The 14362-nt window shown below is 63.2% G+C and carries 16 protein-coding genes; 6 read left to right on the forward strand and 10 right to left on the reverse strand.

Annotation, left to right across the window (positions count from 1 at the left end):
• Positions 1–128 precede the first annotated feature (128 nt).
• Positions 129–1412 carry an MFS transporter gene (locus tag NKJ13_RS25945; RefSeq protein ID WP_352509068.1) on the reverse strand — a complete coding sequence of 428 codons (1284 nt, stop codon included), beginning with the start codon at positions 1410–1412 and terminating at the stop codon, positions 129–131.
• Between the two features lie 82 nt (positions 1413–1494).
• Here NKJ13_RS25945 and NKJ13_RS25950 point away from each other — a divergent pair, with 82 nt between their 5' ends.
• The gene (locus tag NKJ13_RS25950; protein WP_352509069.1) at positions 1495–2100 is read left to right on the forward strand and encodes a TetR/AcrR family transcriptional regulator; all 606 of its coding nucleotides are present in this window, start codon (positions 1495–1497) and stop codon (positions 2098–2100) included.
• 97 nt (positions 2101–2197) lie between these two features.
• On the forward strand, positions 2198–2788 hold the full coding sequence (locus tag NKJ13_RS25955; RefSeq protein ID WP_352509070.1) for a hypothetical protein: 591 nt from the start codon (positions 2198–2200) through the stop codon (positions 2786–2788).
• 17 nt (positions 2789–2805) lie between these two features.
• On the opposite strand, the gene ppa is transcribed toward NKJ13_RS25955, so the two are convergent.
• The 6 genes from ppa to NKJ13_RS25985 all read right to left on the reverse strand — a co-directional run bounded on the left by ppa (position 2806) and on the right by NKJ13_RS25985 (position 7160).
• Positions 2806–3336 carry an inorganic diphosphatase gene (ppa, locus tag NKJ13_RS25960; RefSeq protein WP_023721304.1) on the reverse strand — a complete coding sequence of 177 codons (531 nt, stop codon included), beginning with the start codon at positions 3334–3336 and terminating at the stop codon, positions 2806–2808.
• A gap of 116 nt (positions 3337–3452) precedes the next feature.
• Positions 3453–3959, reverse strand: coding sequence for a GNAT family N-acetyltransferase (locus NKJ13_RS25965; protein WP_254817749.1), 507 nt, complete (start codon positions 3957–3959; stop codon positions 3453–3455).
• Between the two features lie 117 nt (positions 3960–4076).
• On the reverse strand, positions 4077–4715 hold the full coding sequence (locus tag NKJ13_RS25970; RefSeq protein ID WP_352740815.1) for a TPM domain-containing protein: 639 nt from the start codon (positions 4713–4715) through the stop codon (positions 4077–4079).
• Between the two features lie 10 nt (positions 4716–4725).
• On the reverse strand, positions 4726–5616 hold the full coding sequence (locus NKJ13_RS25975) for a TPM domain-containing protein (RefSeq protein WP_502899777.1): 891 nt from the start codon (positions 5614–5616) through the stop codon (positions 4726–4728).
• 4 nt (positions 5617–5620) lie between these two features.
• Positions 5621–6430: a TPM domain-containing protein gene (locus tag NKJ13_RS25980; protein WP_352740817.1), complete on the reverse strand. Its 810-nt coding sequence runs from the start codon at positions 6428–6430 to the stop codon at positions 5621–5623.
• Between the two features lie 85 nt (positions 6431–6515).
• Positions 6516–7160: a LemA family protein gene (locus tag NKJ13_RS25985; protein WP_352740819.1), complete on the reverse strand. Its 645-nt coding sequence runs from the start codon at positions 7158–7160 to the stop codon at positions 6516–6518.
• A gap of 163 nt (positions 7161–7323) precedes the next feature.
• On the opposite strand from NKJ13_RS25985, the gene NKJ13_RS25990 reads away from it, so the two are divergent.
• From NKJ13_RS25990 to NKJ13_RS26000, 3 genes are all read left to right on the forward strand, one after another.
• Positions 7324–7575, forward strand: a complete 252-nt coding sequence (locus tag NKJ13_RS25990; RefSeq protein ID WP_254818056.1) for a hypothetical protein — start codon at positions 7324–7326, stop codon at positions 7573–7575.
• Between the two features lie 8 nt (positions 7576–7583).
• Positions 7584–8468 carry a pyridoxal kinase PdxY gene (gene pdxY / locus NKJ13_RS25995; protein WP_352740821.1) on the forward strand — a complete coding sequence of 295 codons (885 nt, stop codon included), beginning with the start codon at positions 7584–7586 and terminating at the stop codon, positions 8466–8468.
• Positions 8469–8560: 92 nt separating this feature from the next.
• The gene (locus NKJ13_RS26000; protein WP_352740837.1) at positions 8561–9328 is read left to right on the forward strand and encodes a DUF429 domain-containing protein; all 768 of its coding nucleotides are present in this window, start codon (positions 8561–8563) and stop codon (positions 9326–9328) included.
• Positions 9329–9339: 11 nt separating this feature from the next.
• On the opposite strand, the gene NKJ13_RS26005 is transcribed toward NKJ13_RS26000, so the two are convergent.
• Positions 9340–10542 carry an aromatic ring-hydroxylating oxygenase subunit alpha gene (locus tag NKJ13_RS26005; RefSeq protein WP_352740823.1) on the reverse strand — a complete coding sequence of 401 codons (1203 nt, stop codon included), beginning with the start codon at positions 10540–10542 and terminating at the stop codon, positions 9340–9342.
• 411 nt (positions 10543–10953) lie between these two features.
• Between NKJ13_RS26005 and NKJ13_RS26010 the strand changes: the two genes are divergently transcribed.
• The gene (locus NKJ13_RS26010; protein WP_352740825.1) at positions 10954–11358 is read left to right on the forward strand and encodes a hypothetical protein; all 405 of its coding nucleotides are present in this window, start codon (positions 10954–10956) and stop codon (positions 11356–11358) included.
• A gap of 88 nt (positions 11359–11446) precedes the next feature.
• Here the strand turns inward: NKJ13_RS26010 and NKJ13_RS26015 are convergent, their stop codons facing one another.
• A complete protein-coding gene (locus NKJ13_RS26015) occupies positions 11447–13534 on the reverse strand; it encodes a PAS domain S-box protein (protein WP_254817756.1) in 2088 nt (695 codons plus the stop codon).
• A 38-nt stretch (positions 13535–13572) separates the two neighbouring features.
• Entirely contained in the window at positions 13573–14352 is a 780-nt protein-coding gene (locus NKJ13_RS26020; RefSeq protein WP_254817757.1) for a response regulator, read from the reverse strand.
• Positions 14353–14362: the final 10 nt, after the last annotated feature.

Below are 14362 nucleotides of genomic sequence, written 5' to 3' on the forward strand. Positions count from 1 at the left end.
CGTGTCCTCGAATGGCATCCCGAACCCCCCAGCGCAAAGCGCGCCAAACTGTTCGCGATGTCCTCGCACACCTGTTCGCGATGTCCCCGGTCCAAACAGGGGGAAGATTAGCGCTCAGCCGTTGCAACTCAAGCCGCCTGCGGTTCCGGCTCGAAGGCCGGGCGGCTGGTGTTGATCAGCAGCGAGATGCAGGCGGCGGCTATTGCCGTCATACCGGCGATCAGGAAGGCAAGCTCGTAATTGCCTTGCAGCTCGCGCATGGTGCCGCCGAAGAAGGCCGCTGTCGCGGCGCCAACCTGATGGCCGGCGACGATCCAACCGAAGACGATCGGTCCGCTGCGGTCGCCGAACGCCTCGTTGGAAAGCCTCAGCGTCGGCGGCACCGTGGCGATCCAGTCCAGTCCGTAAAACACGGCGAAGATGATCAGGCTGGTTGCCGAAAAGCCGGAATAGGGCAGATAGATCAACGACAGGCCGCGGATGCCGTAATAGACGCCGAGCAGCTTGCGCGGATCGAAACGGTCGGTGAGCCAGCCCGATAGCGTCGTGCCGATCAGGTCGAAAATGCCCATCATCGACAGCAGGCCGGCGGCTTGCACTTCGCCTATGCCCATGTCGCCGCAAAAGGCGATCAGGTGCGTGCCGACCAGCCCGTTGGTGGTGAAGCCGCAGACGAAGAAAGTGGCGAACAGGTACCAGAACACACGTGTACCGGCGGCGCGGCGCAGCGTGCTCAGCGTATGCGAAAGGAAATTGCCTTGCGCGGCCGGCGGCGCCGGCGGCACGTCGTTGGCATCGGCGCCATAGCGGACCATGCCGATCGAGGCCGGGCGCTCCGGCACCAGCATATAGACCAGCGGCACCAGGCAGGCGGTGGCCACGGCAATGGCGATGGCGACCGGCTTCCAGCCGCCTGACTGGGCGAGCGAGGCGAGCAACGGCAGGAAGACCAGCAGCCCGGTGGCGCTGGACGCCGACATCAGTCCCATCACCAGGCCGCGATTGGTCTTGAACCAGCGGTTGACGATGGTTGCGCCGAGCACGGTGGCGACGGCGCCCGAGCTGACGCCGGAAAACACGCCCCAGGTGAGGAGCAGATGCCACGGCTTGGTCATCAACAGGCTGAGCGCGGTCGATCCCGACATCAAAAGCAGCGCGGCAAGCAAGGTGCGGCGCAGCCCGATCCGCTCCATCAGCGCCGCGGCAAACGGCCCGGTCAGGCCATAGAGGAAGATGCCAGTGGCAGCGGCCAGTGAGACGACGTCGCGCCGCCAGCCGAAACTGTTCTCCAGCGGCAGCATCATGACTGCCGGCGCCGAACGCAGGCCCGCTGCGATCAGCAGGCAAAGGAAGATGACGGCGACCACGACGAAAGCGTAGCGCTGGCCAAACGGGCGGGATTGAGCTATCATGTTACTGACCGGTACGTTGCAGGAGCGCGAAACATACGTACCGACCGGTAACATTGTCAACCAGCTAATCGGTACACCAGACATGAAAAGCATTGAACCAACGATCAAGGCGAATGACGCACCGCCGCCTCGCGCCGCCGAACGGATTCTCCAGGTGGCGCGCGACCTGTTTTACCGGCAAGGCATCAGGGCGATCGGCGTCGACGAGATCGTGCGGCGTGCCGGCGTCACCAAGCCGAGCCTCTACCGCAGCTTTCCGTCCAAGGATGAGTTGGCCGCATCCTATCTCCGGCACTATGACCTCGAATTTTGGGAGCGCTTCGACGAGGCGGTGAATGCCCATCCCGGCGATCCGCGCGCGCAGATCCTCGCCTTCCTGACGCGTGTCGGCAAGCGTACGCAAAGGCCCGATTATCGCGGCTGCGGCATGACCAATGCCGCGGTCGAATATCCCGAACATGGCCATCCAGCCCGCGTCGTGAGCGAAGCCAACAAGCGGGAATTGCGCCGGCGCCTGCGTGCCATGGCGGCAGAGATGGGCGCCGGCGACGCCGACACGCTAGGCGACGGGCTGCTGCTCCTGATCGAGGGCGCCTATATCAGCGGCCAGCTGTTCGGTGTCGGCGGGCCGGCGCAGTCGGTCGCCCGCAACGCCGACCTTCTGATCGAGGCAAGCTTGAAGAAATAGCGTTCCGTTTACCAGATCACTGTGAGCAGCCTGAGTTCGTCTAGGCTGCTGCTAGATTTGACGGTACGCTGCGGCAGCCCGAACGGAGTTGTCCGCCATGCGCGCTCTTTTGATCCCGCTTGCCTTCGCCGGCTTCTGCAACGCCGCCCGGGCTGGCGACATATCCAGCGTCTATACCGATCTCGTCTGGGAGAAGGACTGCGTGACTTATGCCCAGGCGGAGGAAGGCGACGGCGACTGGGCCGACCTCGCCTGTTCGGGTTATGGCGGCTACCCGGTGATGGTTTCCTACGACGACGCGCGGGAATCGCTGTTCTACGGCTTTCCACCCGGCGATATGACCACGGTCTGGGAAAGCTTTTCCGGCCTCAACTCGGCTGGACCTAAAGTCGAGTGGCGGATCGAAACCAACGGCAAAACTACCATTCCGTTCGCCGTCATTCATCGTCGCTCGATCAGCGATACCGAGGGCGAGAACAAGTCGACGGAAGTGTTGATCGTCGCCAAGGTTGCCCAGCCTGACGCCCACGAAGGCTGCACGATCGGCCTTGTGCTCGCCACCGGCAATCCCGCCGCCAACGATCAGGCGCGCAAGCTTGCCGACGAGAAGGCACGCACCTTCGCCTGCGGCAAGGACAAGCGCGTAGTGATCGGCGACGCGCCCGCTTTCGGCCGCGTCGACAACTGATTATTTGCGCCCGATAATTATTTGCGCTTGGCCCGCTCGATTGCCTCGACGATCATCTTCTTGGCATAGGCCGCATCGTACCAGCCTTCGATCTTAACCCATTTGCCGGGTTCGAGATCCTTGTAGTGCTCGAAGAAATGCTGCACTTGCTGGCGGGTAATGTCAGGCAATTGCGTGTATTCGTGGACGTCCTCGTAGCGTAAGGTCAGCTTGGGCGAAGGCACCGCGATGACCTTCTCGTCCTGGCCGGCATTGTCCTCCATCACCAGCACGCCGATCGGCCGCACATTGATGACGCAGCCTGGCACCAGCGCGCGCGTGTTGCAGACCAGCACGTCGATCGGGTCGCCGTCGCCCGATAGCGTGTGTGGTACGAAACCGTAATTGCCGGGATAGCGCATCGAAGTGTGAAGGAAGCGGTCGACGAACAGCGTGCCGGCCTCTTTGTCCATCTCGTATTTGATCGGCTCGCCGCCGATCGGCACCTCGATAATGACGTTGACGTCCTCGGGCGGGTTCTTTCCGCTGGCAATCGCTTCGATCCGCATCGCTTTATCCCTCTCTCGATTGAAGATCGATAGCGGCCGATGGCGAATGGTGCAATGCGGCGAATGGTACTGGGGGGATCGTCCGAACCGAAACCGGCCGGATCATGCGCTGGCCGTCATTCCCAGACGAAAGCGACCTTCTTCAGCGCCTTCTGCTCGAAGATCTCGACGCCCTCGGCCACATCGCGGCCGCCGGCGCCGGCATAGAAGGCAAGTGCGTTCTGATTGTCTTCCAGCGCCCAAACCACCATGCCTTTCAGGCCATGGTCGGCCAGCCGTGCCCGTGCGGCTGCGAACAGCCGGCTGCCGAGCCCGATGCCTTGATATTCGGGCCGCAGGTAAAGCTCGTAGATCTCGCCCTGCTGCCTGAGCTCACGTGCTCGGTTCTTGCCGATCGTCGCGTAGCCGGCAATTTTGCCGCCGATTTCGACGACCAGGACGGTGGCGGCGCGGCGAATGGCATTTGCCCACCAATCGGCACCGCGGCGGTTGATCATCGATGTCAGTGTACGGTGCGGGATGATGCCCGAATAGGCGCCGCGCCAGGCCTCGAGATGCACGTCGGCAATGGCGGCTGCATCGCGTGGTTCGGCTTTCCTGATGTCGATGCTCAGCGTATTCATGATTGGTTAACCATAAACCCGCCGCGCCCGATTGCAAGAGTCCGGTCGGCCGCCGCGATGCTTTCACACAGCCGAACAGTGCGTCCTTGAGACGCTGGAAAACCGCTTTTAGCGAGATCAAATCTCGACCAGATGGTCGTCCAGTTCGTTGCTGTCGCCGGTCGAGACCGGAAAATGCTCGGCCAGTACCGCACCGACCGCTTCGATCGCCTTGACGAACCCGTCGGCAAGCCGATCGTCGCCGGCATGCGCCGTAAGGTCGCGGACGACACCGTCCCAGACATGCTGGCCGACACGAGAATCGATGCCGCTGTCGGCGACCACCTCGGCATAGCGCTCGGCGATCGAGACGAACACCAGCACGCCCGTGCGCGCCGTGGTGCGGTGGACGTTGCGGGCGAGGAACTGCTTCATCGCATTGGCGTGGGCGGCTTGGTAGCGCAGACGCCTCGGCACCAAATGGATGCGCAATGCGGGCAATGCCCACAACAGGATGAGCTCACTGGCAAGCGCCAGAAGCTCGGCGATGACGAAATGCGGCAAGCGGATCGACAGCCACCAGGCTTCCAGCCCGTAACCGACGGCGAGGCTGACGACGAGCATGCCGAGCATCGCCATGAAAGCGGCCGGGAAGAAATAGCCGTCGCTGGCATGCGCCACGACGCAGTAGATCTCGCCGTCGGTCTTTGCTTCGGCAGCGCGGATCGCATCGGCGATCCGCTCATGATCTTCGGGGCTGATCGGTCGTGTTGCCATGATTGATGTCTCACCAGCTTCCTGAAGAACCGCCGCCGCCGGACGAACCGCCGCCACCTGAAAACCCACCGCCCGAACTTCCGGACGACCAACCGCTGCCGGAACTTCCAGACGACCAGCCACTGCCGGACGAGGTCCCCGACGTCCAGCCAGCGCCACCGGAGGATGACGAAGCTGGCCCACGGCCGTAGCGGAACGTCATCCCCAGCCACTTGTACACGCCCGGCGACAGCTTCGTGCCGAAGATCGGCGGCAGGAATGCCATTGCCAAGCCGCCGAAGAACATCGTCGCCCACAGGACGATGAACAGCACGAAGATGGGATCGACAGGATTGTCATTCGCCGGATTGCGCTTGCCGCGGGCTTCCAGCTCTTCGGGATTGCCTTCCAGCACCATGATCATGTCATCGACGGCCTTGCTGATGCCACCAGAGAAATCGCCGGCACGGAAGGCCGGCACCATGTCGTTTTCGATGATCAGCTTGGTGTGCAGGTCGGTCAGCGTGCCTTCCAGCCCATAGCCGACCTCGATGCGCATCTTGCGGTCGTTCGGCGCCACCAGAAGCAGGACGCCGTTGTTCTCCTTCGCCTGGCCCAGTTTCCAGGCGCGGAACAGCCGGTTGGCGTAAGGCTCGATCTCCTCACCGTCGAGGCTGGGGATGGTCGCGACGACGATCTGGTCCGAACCCTTGGTCTCGAAATCGGCAAGCTTCTGCGTCAGCGCCGCCTCGGTTGCGGCATCGATGATGCCGGCATTGTCGACGACCCGTCCGGTCAGCGCCGGCAATTCGGCGGCAATAGCCGCGAAGCCGACCAGCAGCACCGCCATGGCCATAAGCGCGGTGCCGATCGTTTTGATGAAACGGCTGAATTCCACCGGGCTGATGGCGTGTCTTGTCATCTCGTCACCAACTTCCCGAGGAGCCGCCGCCACCGGACGAACCGCCGCCGCCGGAAAACCCGCCACCGCTTGAACCCGACGACCATCCCCCGCCGGAACCTCCCGACCAGCCGCCGGACGACCGCCGGTTTGGCTCGAAGGTCATGCCCAACCAGCGATAGCGGCCCGGACCGATCTTCTTGCCGAAGATCGGCGGCAGGATGGAGGCTGCGAGGCCGCCGAAAAAGATGATTGCCCAGATGGCTATGAAGATCGTGAAGAACAGATCGTCGCTGTTGAACGGCGCCTGCTGGTTGCGCTTGCCGCGCGCTTCCAGCTCTTCGGGATTGCCTTCCAGCACCATGATCATGTCATCGACGGCCTTGCTGATGCCGCCAGAGAAATCGCCGGCCCGGAAGGCCGGCACCATGTCGTTTTCGATGATCAGCTTGGTGTGCAGGTCGGTCAGCGTGCCTTCCAGCCCATAGCCGACCTCGATGCGCATCTTGCGGTCGTTCGGCGCCACCAGAAGCAGGACGCCGTTGTTCTCCTTCGCCTGCCCCAGTTTCCAGGCGCGGAACAGCCGGTTGGCGTAAGGCTCGATTTCCTCGCCGTCGAGGCTGGGGATGGTCGCGACGACGATCTGGTCCGAACCTTTGGTCTCGAAATCGGCAAGCTTCTGCGTCAGCGCCGCCTCGGTCGCGGCATCGATGATGCCGGCATTGTCGACGACCCGTCCGGTCAGCGCCGGCAATTCGGCGGCGAGAACGATGAGAGGGAGCAGGAGAAAGGTTAGAACGAAGCCAAGAAAAATCAGGGCGGCGTTTCTTCCCACCCCTCTCTGTGGGGAGATGTCCGGCAGGACAGAGGGGGGCGCGAAGGAATACAAGGCCAACAGGCCCAGGCTCAACAGGCGCCGTTCACCCGCCTTGCGTGGTGTTGGTGCCGAAATCGACCTTCGGCGGCTGCATCTTATCCTCCTCGATGGTGAAATTCGCAAACGGCTGGTTGCCGCGAAACCACAAGGTCGCCCAGATCACCGACGGGAAGGTCCTCAGCGTCAGATTGTACTCTCTCACTGCCTGGATATAGTCGCGGCGGGCGACCGTGATGCGGTTCTCGGTGCCTTCGAGTTGTGCTTGCAGCGCCAGAAAGTTCTGGTTGGCCTTGAGATCGGGGTAGTTCTCCACCACCGCCAGCAGGCGCGACAGCGCGCTGGTCAAGCCGGCCTGACTGTCCTGGAATTTCTTGAAGGCTTCCGGATTGTTCAGCGTTTCCGGCGTCACGGTCACCTGCGTCGCCTTGGCGCGCGCTTCGACCACGGCGTCGAGCGTATCCTTCTCGTGCGCGGCGTATCCCTTGACCGTATTGACAAGATTGGGGATGAGATCGGCGCGGCGCTGGTATTGATTCAACACCTCGCTCCACGCTGCCTTCGCGTTTTCCTCAGCTGTCGGGATGGTGTTGTAGCCGCAGCCCGCAAGCAGCGGCAGCATGACGGCCATGACCAGGAACGCAGCTATATTACGGAAGATTGGCGGTGAAGAAAGGCGCTGGGCAAGCATGATAAGGTCCCCTCGATAGCATTGGCAGGCGAAGCATTAGCACAATCCTTGCGTAAGAAAATGACTTCGGCCGAGAAGTGTTACTGGTTTTCTACCATTCGCCGTCGGGCCCTGTGACAGACGAGGCGAACGGGTTAAGCTCGGCATAAAACGGGACGTCACCATGGCGAAACGCCACGACAGCGACGCGGAATCGCGCCGCATCATCGAACGGGTGGCGCGCGAGACCGACCCGGGCGGCACCTCGTTCCTCGCGCGAACAGCCAGAGGTGCGCGCGACCGCGTCACCGCGGCCGATGCCGACCGGTCGGATCCGATCGAATATTGGGGCACCCGCATCGGTCGGGCAGCGGGCTTGCTTATTGCCATCGGCCTGTTGATCTGGCTCGTGCTTTTCGTCACCAGAGGCAGTTAGGAAAATCAATGAGTGCCGAGAAAACCGACGCGCCGCGCGCGGTCATCGTCGTCTCCAGCCATGTCGCACGTGGCTCGGTCGGCAACCGTGCCGCCGTCTTTGCGCTGGAGACGCTCGGCTTTCCGGTTTGGGCGGTGCCGACCGTCATTTTGCCCTGGCATCCGGGCCATGGCCGGGCCACCCGCATCGTGCCGCCGCTGGACCAGTTCAAGGCGCTGATGACCGACCTCGAGCGCGCGCCGTGGCTGGGCGAGGTCGGCGCCGTGCTGTCCGGCTATCTCGGCGAGGCTGGCCAGGCCGACGCCGTTGCTTCGCTCGTCGGCGCGGTCAAGGCGAAGACACCGGAAGCCCTCTATATCTGCGACCCGGTGATGGGCGATTCGGGCGGCCTCTACGTACCTGAGCCGACCGCCATCGCCATGCGCGACCGCCTGATGCCGATCGCCGATATCGCCACGCCCAACCGCTACGAGCTGGAATGGATGGCCGGAGCGCCGCTGCCAGACCTGAAATCGACAATGGCTGCGGCCCTGCAGGCCGGCCCACCGGCCATGCTGGTCACATCGGCGCCGGCGACGATGGCCGGCGGCACCGGCAATTTGCTGCTCACAGGCAGGGAGGCGCTGCTCGCCGAACACCGGCTCATCGACAAGCCGCCGAATGGGCTCGGCGACCTGACGGCTGCCGTTTACCTGGCGCGGATCCTGTCCGGCCAGCCGGCCGCCAAGGCTCTGCAATCGACCACTGCGGCGGTCTACGAGATCCTGGCGCGCACCGCTAAGCGCGGCGGCGACGAGTTGCAGCTCGAGACCGATGCCCAGAGCCTGTCGCACCCAATGGCGATGGTGCAGCTTCGCCATCTCCTGCATCCGGAACGGGACCGCCGGGCGTGACGCAGGCCGAAAACGCCGTGCCGCAGGATGTTGCGCCCGAGCATGTTGCGCCCGGCCATGTGGTGCCCGACGATGTCGTGCCTGAGAGCGTTGTGCCCGAGGACGTTGTGCTTGTCGGCGTCGACGGTTGCAAGGCTGGCTGGATAGCCGTCCGCCGCGATCCCGGTGCGGCACCGTCTACAGCCGTTTTCCCAAGCTTCGCGGCGTTGCTCGACCGACTGCCCGTCAATGCGATCGTGGCGGTCGACATGCCGATCGGCCTGCCCGATTTCTCGCAAAGAGGCGGTCGCGGCCCGGAGGCGCTGGTGCGGCCGCTGCTCGGGGCCCGGCAGTCCAGTGTCTTTGCCATTCCCTCCCGCGCCGCGCTCTACGCCGAGATCGAAGCTTTCACCACGGTCGATGCCTGGTACGCCGCACATCGCAAGGCAAGCGAGGTGGCCAGGACGACATCAGATCCGCCGCGCGGCGTCTCGATCCAGGCCTTCGGCATCTTCGCCAAGATCCGCGAGATCGATTCGCTGCTGATCGCGCGGCCCGAACTGCGCAGCCGCGTCTTCGAATCGCATCCGGAAGTTGCCTTCTGCAAACTGAACGGCGACCGCGCTATGCGCCTGCCCAAGAAGATCAGGGGCAACATCAATCCGGCCGGCATGGCCGAACGCCAGGCGCTGCTTGCCCAGCATGGTCATAGCGAGGATTTTCTCGACCAGACGCCGCCGCGCGGCGCGGCCGCCGACGATTTCCTCGATGCCGCGGCGATGATGGTGGTTGCCGGACGCATCGTCAGAGGCGAGGCAATGCCGTTTCCGGATCCGCCGCTCGCCGATCGTTTCGGTATTCCGGTCGCCATTTGGGCCTGAGGACCAAGGCGTCAGGAGCGTGATTTGAGCGCCTCGTTGAGTGCCCACATATCCTTCTCCTCGGGCGCGGTCTCCAATCCGAGCACGGGAATTTGCTTACGCAAATGGTCGTGGTGGGTGCGCACGCCATATTCGAGATCGGAGAGGTAAAAACCTCCGAAGGCTTCGGACAGCATGGATTCGTTGGACCATATCGAAAGCTGCACGTCCTCGGCCAGCGTGTCGCGATCGATGCGGTGGGATAGGTAGCGCGCAGCCGCCTGTTGCCTGGTCTCGTCGCGATAGCGGTAGATGCCGCCGCGCAGCAGCGTCTCACCCGTCGACAGCGGGAATTCCTGATAGAACTGCACCGATTCCGGCATGATCGACAGCACGTTGTTCGGGAAGATGCCGTAGTAGATCCAGGCCTTGCGCAGGTGCTCCGGCAGGTGCTTCGCCTCGGGTGCGAGCTTGATATATTGCGCGACGCTCCAGCGCCGTCCGGCATGCGGATTGTAAGTGGCGAACGAGCGCGACACGCCGTTGACGAACGGCTCGTCGAAATAGGTCGCACCGTAAAGATCCTGCAGCGCCGGATGTGCCATGGCGACGTGGTAGCCTTCATTGTCGACGTCGCGCACCGACTTCCAGTTGACCGGCGTATTTTGGGTCCAGATGCCCCGGGACGGCACCATCTCGACGACGCCATAATGAGCAATCTCGGCTTCGATCGGCTTCAACAGCTCGGCCACGGATGGCTGCGGCCCACCCTTGCGGAAGCGGATGAAGATGAAGCCCATCCAGATTTCGAGCTCGAGCGGCATCAAGCCGAATTCGCTCTTGTCGAGGTCGGGGAAGGAACGCGGGCGGGCAGCACCGCGCAGCGTGCCGTCGAGATTGTAGACCCAGCCATGGAAAGGGCAGACCAGCGCGTTCTTGCAAGTGCCCTGACTGTCGGCGACGACGCGACTGCCGCGGTGGCGGCACATATTGTTGAAGGCGCGTACAACGCCATCCTTGCCGCGCACGATCAGCGCCCGCTCGCCGACAACATCCATCGTCAGATAGTCGCCGGCGTTCGGCACGTCGCAGACATGGCCGGCGATCTGCCAATGATTGCGGAAGACGTGCTCTTTCTCGAGTTCGAGCAAGGCGTCGGAATGATAGCTCCAGCCCGGCAGCCCCCGCCGATCCCAATCGTTGGGAATTGCCACGTCACGCAGATGCGGGTTCATAAAGGCTCTTTATTTATTGAATGATCGTTCAATAAAAGCATATTTTCCGTTGAAATGCAATGGCTTGCAAAAATGGGGAGAATTCTTAGCGGGAAATCGAGCGGGATTTGAGAGCCGAGTCCGAATGATCGAAGCCGGGAAAATCCCGGGAATTCCGGACGTTAATCCCCTCACGCTTGTTGAGCGCCCGACGCTCCTGGGGCCTGGAAAGGCGACGTGAATCTGGTGCCGTGGGTAGCGGAAACGAGAATGCCACCTGCGCTGCAGCTACGCCTGATCGGTTGCCCAGGAATGGCTGCGGGCTTGGTTTCATGCCGGTTACACAATCGTTAATCCATCATCGTTGGCCGGTTACAAGGTGCGATTAGGTTCGTTTCAACGGAGAAAAGAAGAAGACCGAAGGAAACGACGATGCGTACGAAAATCCAGGTCACCAATACCGACCTTCGCCAGCAGGGTCCCCAACGTAACGACCGGCGCCCGAAGCTGGCGCTGCGCCAGCGCGCCAGTGATCATCCAATGGCGATGTTCATGCTGCTGGCGTCCGCCGCATTTGCCGGCATGGCGTTGACGCCGACCGTCGGTCCGGCCTTCGCCTCACTGAACCCGCCGGCCAACCTCATCGATGGCGCGACGACCACCACCAAGACGGCGCGCCTCCCGATTTCGGAGATCGATTTCGCCTGCAAGGGGCAGGCCTGGGGCGCCGAGAGCCTGGACTGCCTGCGCGTCATCGCCGCCCAGTCGGGCAAGACACGGCCGGTCCGCATGATCGCCAACGCCGCCCGGCTGGCCGATACGCCGAACGTTTTTTGATTTTTTGCGAGCGCCCTCCAGCACTCCAGTCAGGCTCCCGCCGCAATGTCGGCCGGGAGCCTTTTTCTTCCGGGAGAGATGGCGGAGTCTAGCCGCCCAGAGCGGCCTGCTCGGCAATGGCCGAGAGCACGCCGCGCACATCCAGCGTGCTGAACGGTTTTTCGAGGATTGGCGGCCGTTGCGGCGCCGGCAGCGCCTCGATCTCGCCTTTCGCGCCGATCAGATCGCCGGTGACAAGCACGAAGCGCCGCGCCAGACCCGGCAATTCGCCGAGTAGCTCGCGATAGGCGGCTATGCCGCTGGTGCCGGGCATGCGCAAATCGGAAAACACGATGTCCGGCGGGACATGGCCACTCAGCGTCGCGGCGGCCGAGACCCAGGCCGGCACGATCCGCGACTTGATACCCATCAACTCCAGAATGTCGGACAGCGACGCGGCGACATCCGGCTCATCGTCTATGATCAGCGCGTGACGCAAGCCGCTCGACCGCGACGGAGCTTCGCCGGCGGCGGCCGCGCCGGCCGCGATCGCCGGCAGCTGCACGACAAAACGCACACCTCTCGGCGAAACCTCCTCGAACCAGATATTGCCATTGTGCCGCTCGATGATCGATTTCGAGATTGACAGACCGATGCCGGTACCGACACCGACCGGCTTGGTGGTGAAATAGGATTCGAATATGCGTGAACGTATCGCTTCCGGCACGCCTGGTCCGTTGTCCTCGACCGAGAATCCGGGATTGCCGCGGTCGCTGCGAAACGTCCGGACCTTGATCCGGCGGTCGCCGGCAACGCCGGCCAAGGCATGCTGGCTGTTGATGAGGAAGTTGGCGGCTACCTGCGTCACGTGGTCGGCATCTGCCATGGCCAGCAGTGGGCCGCTGGCGAAATCGGTGTCGATGATGATGCCGCTCGACCGTGCGCCATAGGCGGTCACTTCGAGTGCGGCGCGGATCACCTGGTTGAGGTCGGTTTCTGCCTGTGCAGCCGGGTGCAGGCGGACCATCGACAGGAAGCTCTTGACGATACGGCCGCAGCGCTCGGCAGCGGCGCGCACCTTTTCGGCGCGCACCTTGGTCTGCGGATCGGCGGCGAATTCGTGCAGCAGCGTCGACTGGGCGACAACCACGGCCAGCGGATTGTTGAGCTCGTGCGAAACGCCGGCGAGCAGCGACCCCATTGCCGCCATCTTCTCGTTCTGGTGCAGTTTTTCGCGCTGGCGGTTGATTTCCTCCTCAGCCCGCAACTTGTCGCGCAGGTCGCGGATGGAGCCGAAGATCAGCTGGCGATCGGCGACCCGCATCTCGGTTGCCGTCAGCTCGATCGGGAAAACCTCGCCGGCGGCATTCTGGGTGACCGTTTCAAGCCGTTGGCCGACCATCGGCGCGCCGCGGCCCGACATGTATTCGGCGCCTGACGCATAGCCCTTGCGGTAATATTCCGGCACGACCGTATCGAGCAGGTCCTTGCCGAGGATATCGCTGCGCCGATAGCCGAACATCTTCTCGGCGGCCGGATTGAATTCGATGATCGAGCCGGTCTCGTCGATGACGATGATAGCGTCGAGCGAGGCCTGCAGCATGGTGCGGCGAATGACGTCGCTGGCATGCGCGTCGGAGGGCGACCGTTCGATGGCATCGCCGATGGCGAGTGCCACCATGTGCAGCGCCGCCTCTTCCTGGTCGGTCCATTCGCGTTCGTGGATGCAGTCGTTGACCGCCAGCGTGCCCCACAAATTGCCGTGCGAAAAGACCGACACCGACAGGAACGACTTGATGTTCTGCTTTTCGAAATCGGTCCGCAGAAAGCCTTCGAGATCGCGTGTGTGCCCGGCGAAAATCTTGCCTTGACGCTCGTCCTCCGCCAGCCGTTCCAGCAATGGGTCCGAATCGACGACCGACTGCATGATGACGGTCGGTGACGCCAGCTCGCCGCCAAACCGGGGGGCGATCCAATAAGCGGCGACCGACTGGGCGAAGCCCTGGCCAGGCAGTTCGCGCAGGCGAAACAGGATGCCGCGGTGACAATCCATGGCTTCGCAAAGCGTTTGGAGGATACCCTCCATCTCGCGCTGCCAGTCACCGGCTTCGCGCAGCCGGCGAACCACATGCACGGCCACCATCGCCGCGCCCTGCCTGGCGCCCTGCACGTCCACGCGTGTTGTTTCAGCCGTCATGATCAGCCGTCATTTCCTGGCCGCGGCTTCCTCAAGCCTTAGTTATTTTCGCCCACTGGCAGCGAGAAGATATAGCCTTCGCCGCGCACCGTGCGCAGGAATTTCGGATTGGCCGGATCCGCCTCGATCTTCTTTCTCAGCCGCATGATGCGGATGTCGACGGCGCGGGACGATTCCGGATCCTCGACGAAACCGATCGCCTCGGAGATCGCCGCCCGCGTCAACAGCCGGTTGGCGCGCGTCAGGAACACCTCCAGCACGTCGAACTCGCTCTTGGCCATGTCAATGACCGCGCCGTTGGCGCCGGTGACGAGCCTGCCGTCGAGATCGGCGTGAAAGGGTCCGAAGCTCACGGACCGGCGGCCGCCGGATGTTTCAGCCTTGGCCTTTTGTGGCTCGGTCGGCTCCGGAACGCGACGCAGCACGCTGCGCACCCTGGCCAGCACTTCGCGCAATTCGTAAGGCTTTACGATGTAGTCGTCAGCGCCGAGCTCCAGTCCGACGATGCGGTCGAGCGCAGTGCCGGCGGCCGTCGCATAGATGATGCCGATCGGCATTTTCGACCGCATCCAGCGCCCGAGCGACAGGCCGTCCTCGCCCGGCATGGCGATGTCGAGAATGGCCAGATGGAAGGACTGCACTTCCAAGAGGTCGCGCGCCGCCGCCGCACTTTCGGCCGTGGCCACATCATAGCCGCTGGCGCCCAGATACTCGGCGACCGCGTCCCTCAGGTCGGGCTCGTCCTCGACAATGACAATTCGTGCACGCACGATGCTTTCGCTCCCGCTTTCAGTGGAAAGTAGATTGGGTATAAACATGATGTCCAGC

Origin of the sequence: Mesorhizobium sp. M0174, assembly GCF_040322275.1 — a bacterium.
Taxonomy (GTDB): Bacteria; Pseudomonadota; Alphaproteobacteria; order Rhizobiales; family Rhizobiaceae; genus Mesorhizobium.

Excerpts from the sequence above, each read along its gene's own strand:
- NKJ13_RS25965 (WP_254817749.1), bottom strand. The coding sequence starts at position 3,959 with ATGAATACGCTGAGCATCGACATCAGGAAAGCCGAACCACGCGATGCA.
- NKJ13_RS25990 (WP_254818056.1), top strand. The coding sequence starts at position 7,324 with ATGGCGAAACGCCACGACAGCGACGCGGAATCGCGCCGCATCATCGAA.
- NKJ13_RS25955 (WP_352509070.1), top strand. The coding sequence starts at position 2,198 with ATGCGCGCTCTTTTGATCCCGCTTGCCTTCGCCGGCTTCTGCAACGCC.
- ppa (WP_023721304.1), bottom strand. The coding sequence starts at position 3,336 with ATGCGGATCGAAGCGATTGCCAGCGGAAAGAACCCGCCCGAGGACGTC.
- NKJ13_RS26015 (WP_254817756.1), bottom strand. The coding sequence starts at position 13,534 with ATGACGGCTGAAACAACACGCGTGGACGTGCAGGGCGCCAGGCAGGGC.
- NKJ13_RS25970 (WP_352740815.1), bottom strand. The coding sequence starts at position 4,715 with ATGGCAACACGACCGATCAGCCCCGAAGATCATGAGCGGATCGCCGAT.
- NKJ13_RS25985 (WP_352740819.1), bottom strand. The coding sequence starts at position 7,160 with ATGCTTGCCCAGCGCCTTTCTTCACCGCCAATCTTCCGTAATATAGCT.
- pdxY (WP_352740821.1), top strand. The coding sequence starts at position 7,584 with ATGAGTGCCGAGAAAACCGACGCGCCGCGCGCGGTCATCGTCGTCTCC.
- NKJ13_RS25945 (WP_352509068.1), bottom strand. The coding sequence starts at position 1,412 with ATGATAGCTCAATCCCGCCCGTTTGGCCAGCGCTACGCTTTCGTCGTG.
- NKJ13_RS25950 (WP_352509069.1), top strand. The coding sequence starts at position 1,495 with ATGAAAAGCATTGAACCAACGATCAAGGCGAATGACGCACCGCCGCCT.
- NKJ13_RS25975 (WP_502899777.1), bottom strand. The coding sequence starts at position 5,616 with ATGACAAGACACGCCATCAGCCCGGTGGAATTCAGCCGTTTCATCAAA.
- NKJ13_RS26010 (WP_352740825.1), top strand. The coding sequence starts at position 10,954 with ATGCGTACGAAAATCCAGGTCACCAATACCGACCTTCGCCAGCAGGGT.
- NKJ13_RS26020 (WP_254817757.1), bottom strand. The coding sequence starts at position 14,352 with ATGTTTATACCCAATCTACTTTCCACTGAAAGCGGGAGCGAAAGCATC.
- NKJ13_RS26005 (WP_352740823.1), bottom strand. The coding sequence starts at position 10,542 with ATGAACCCGCATCTGCGTGACGTGGCAATTCCCAACGATTGGGATCGG.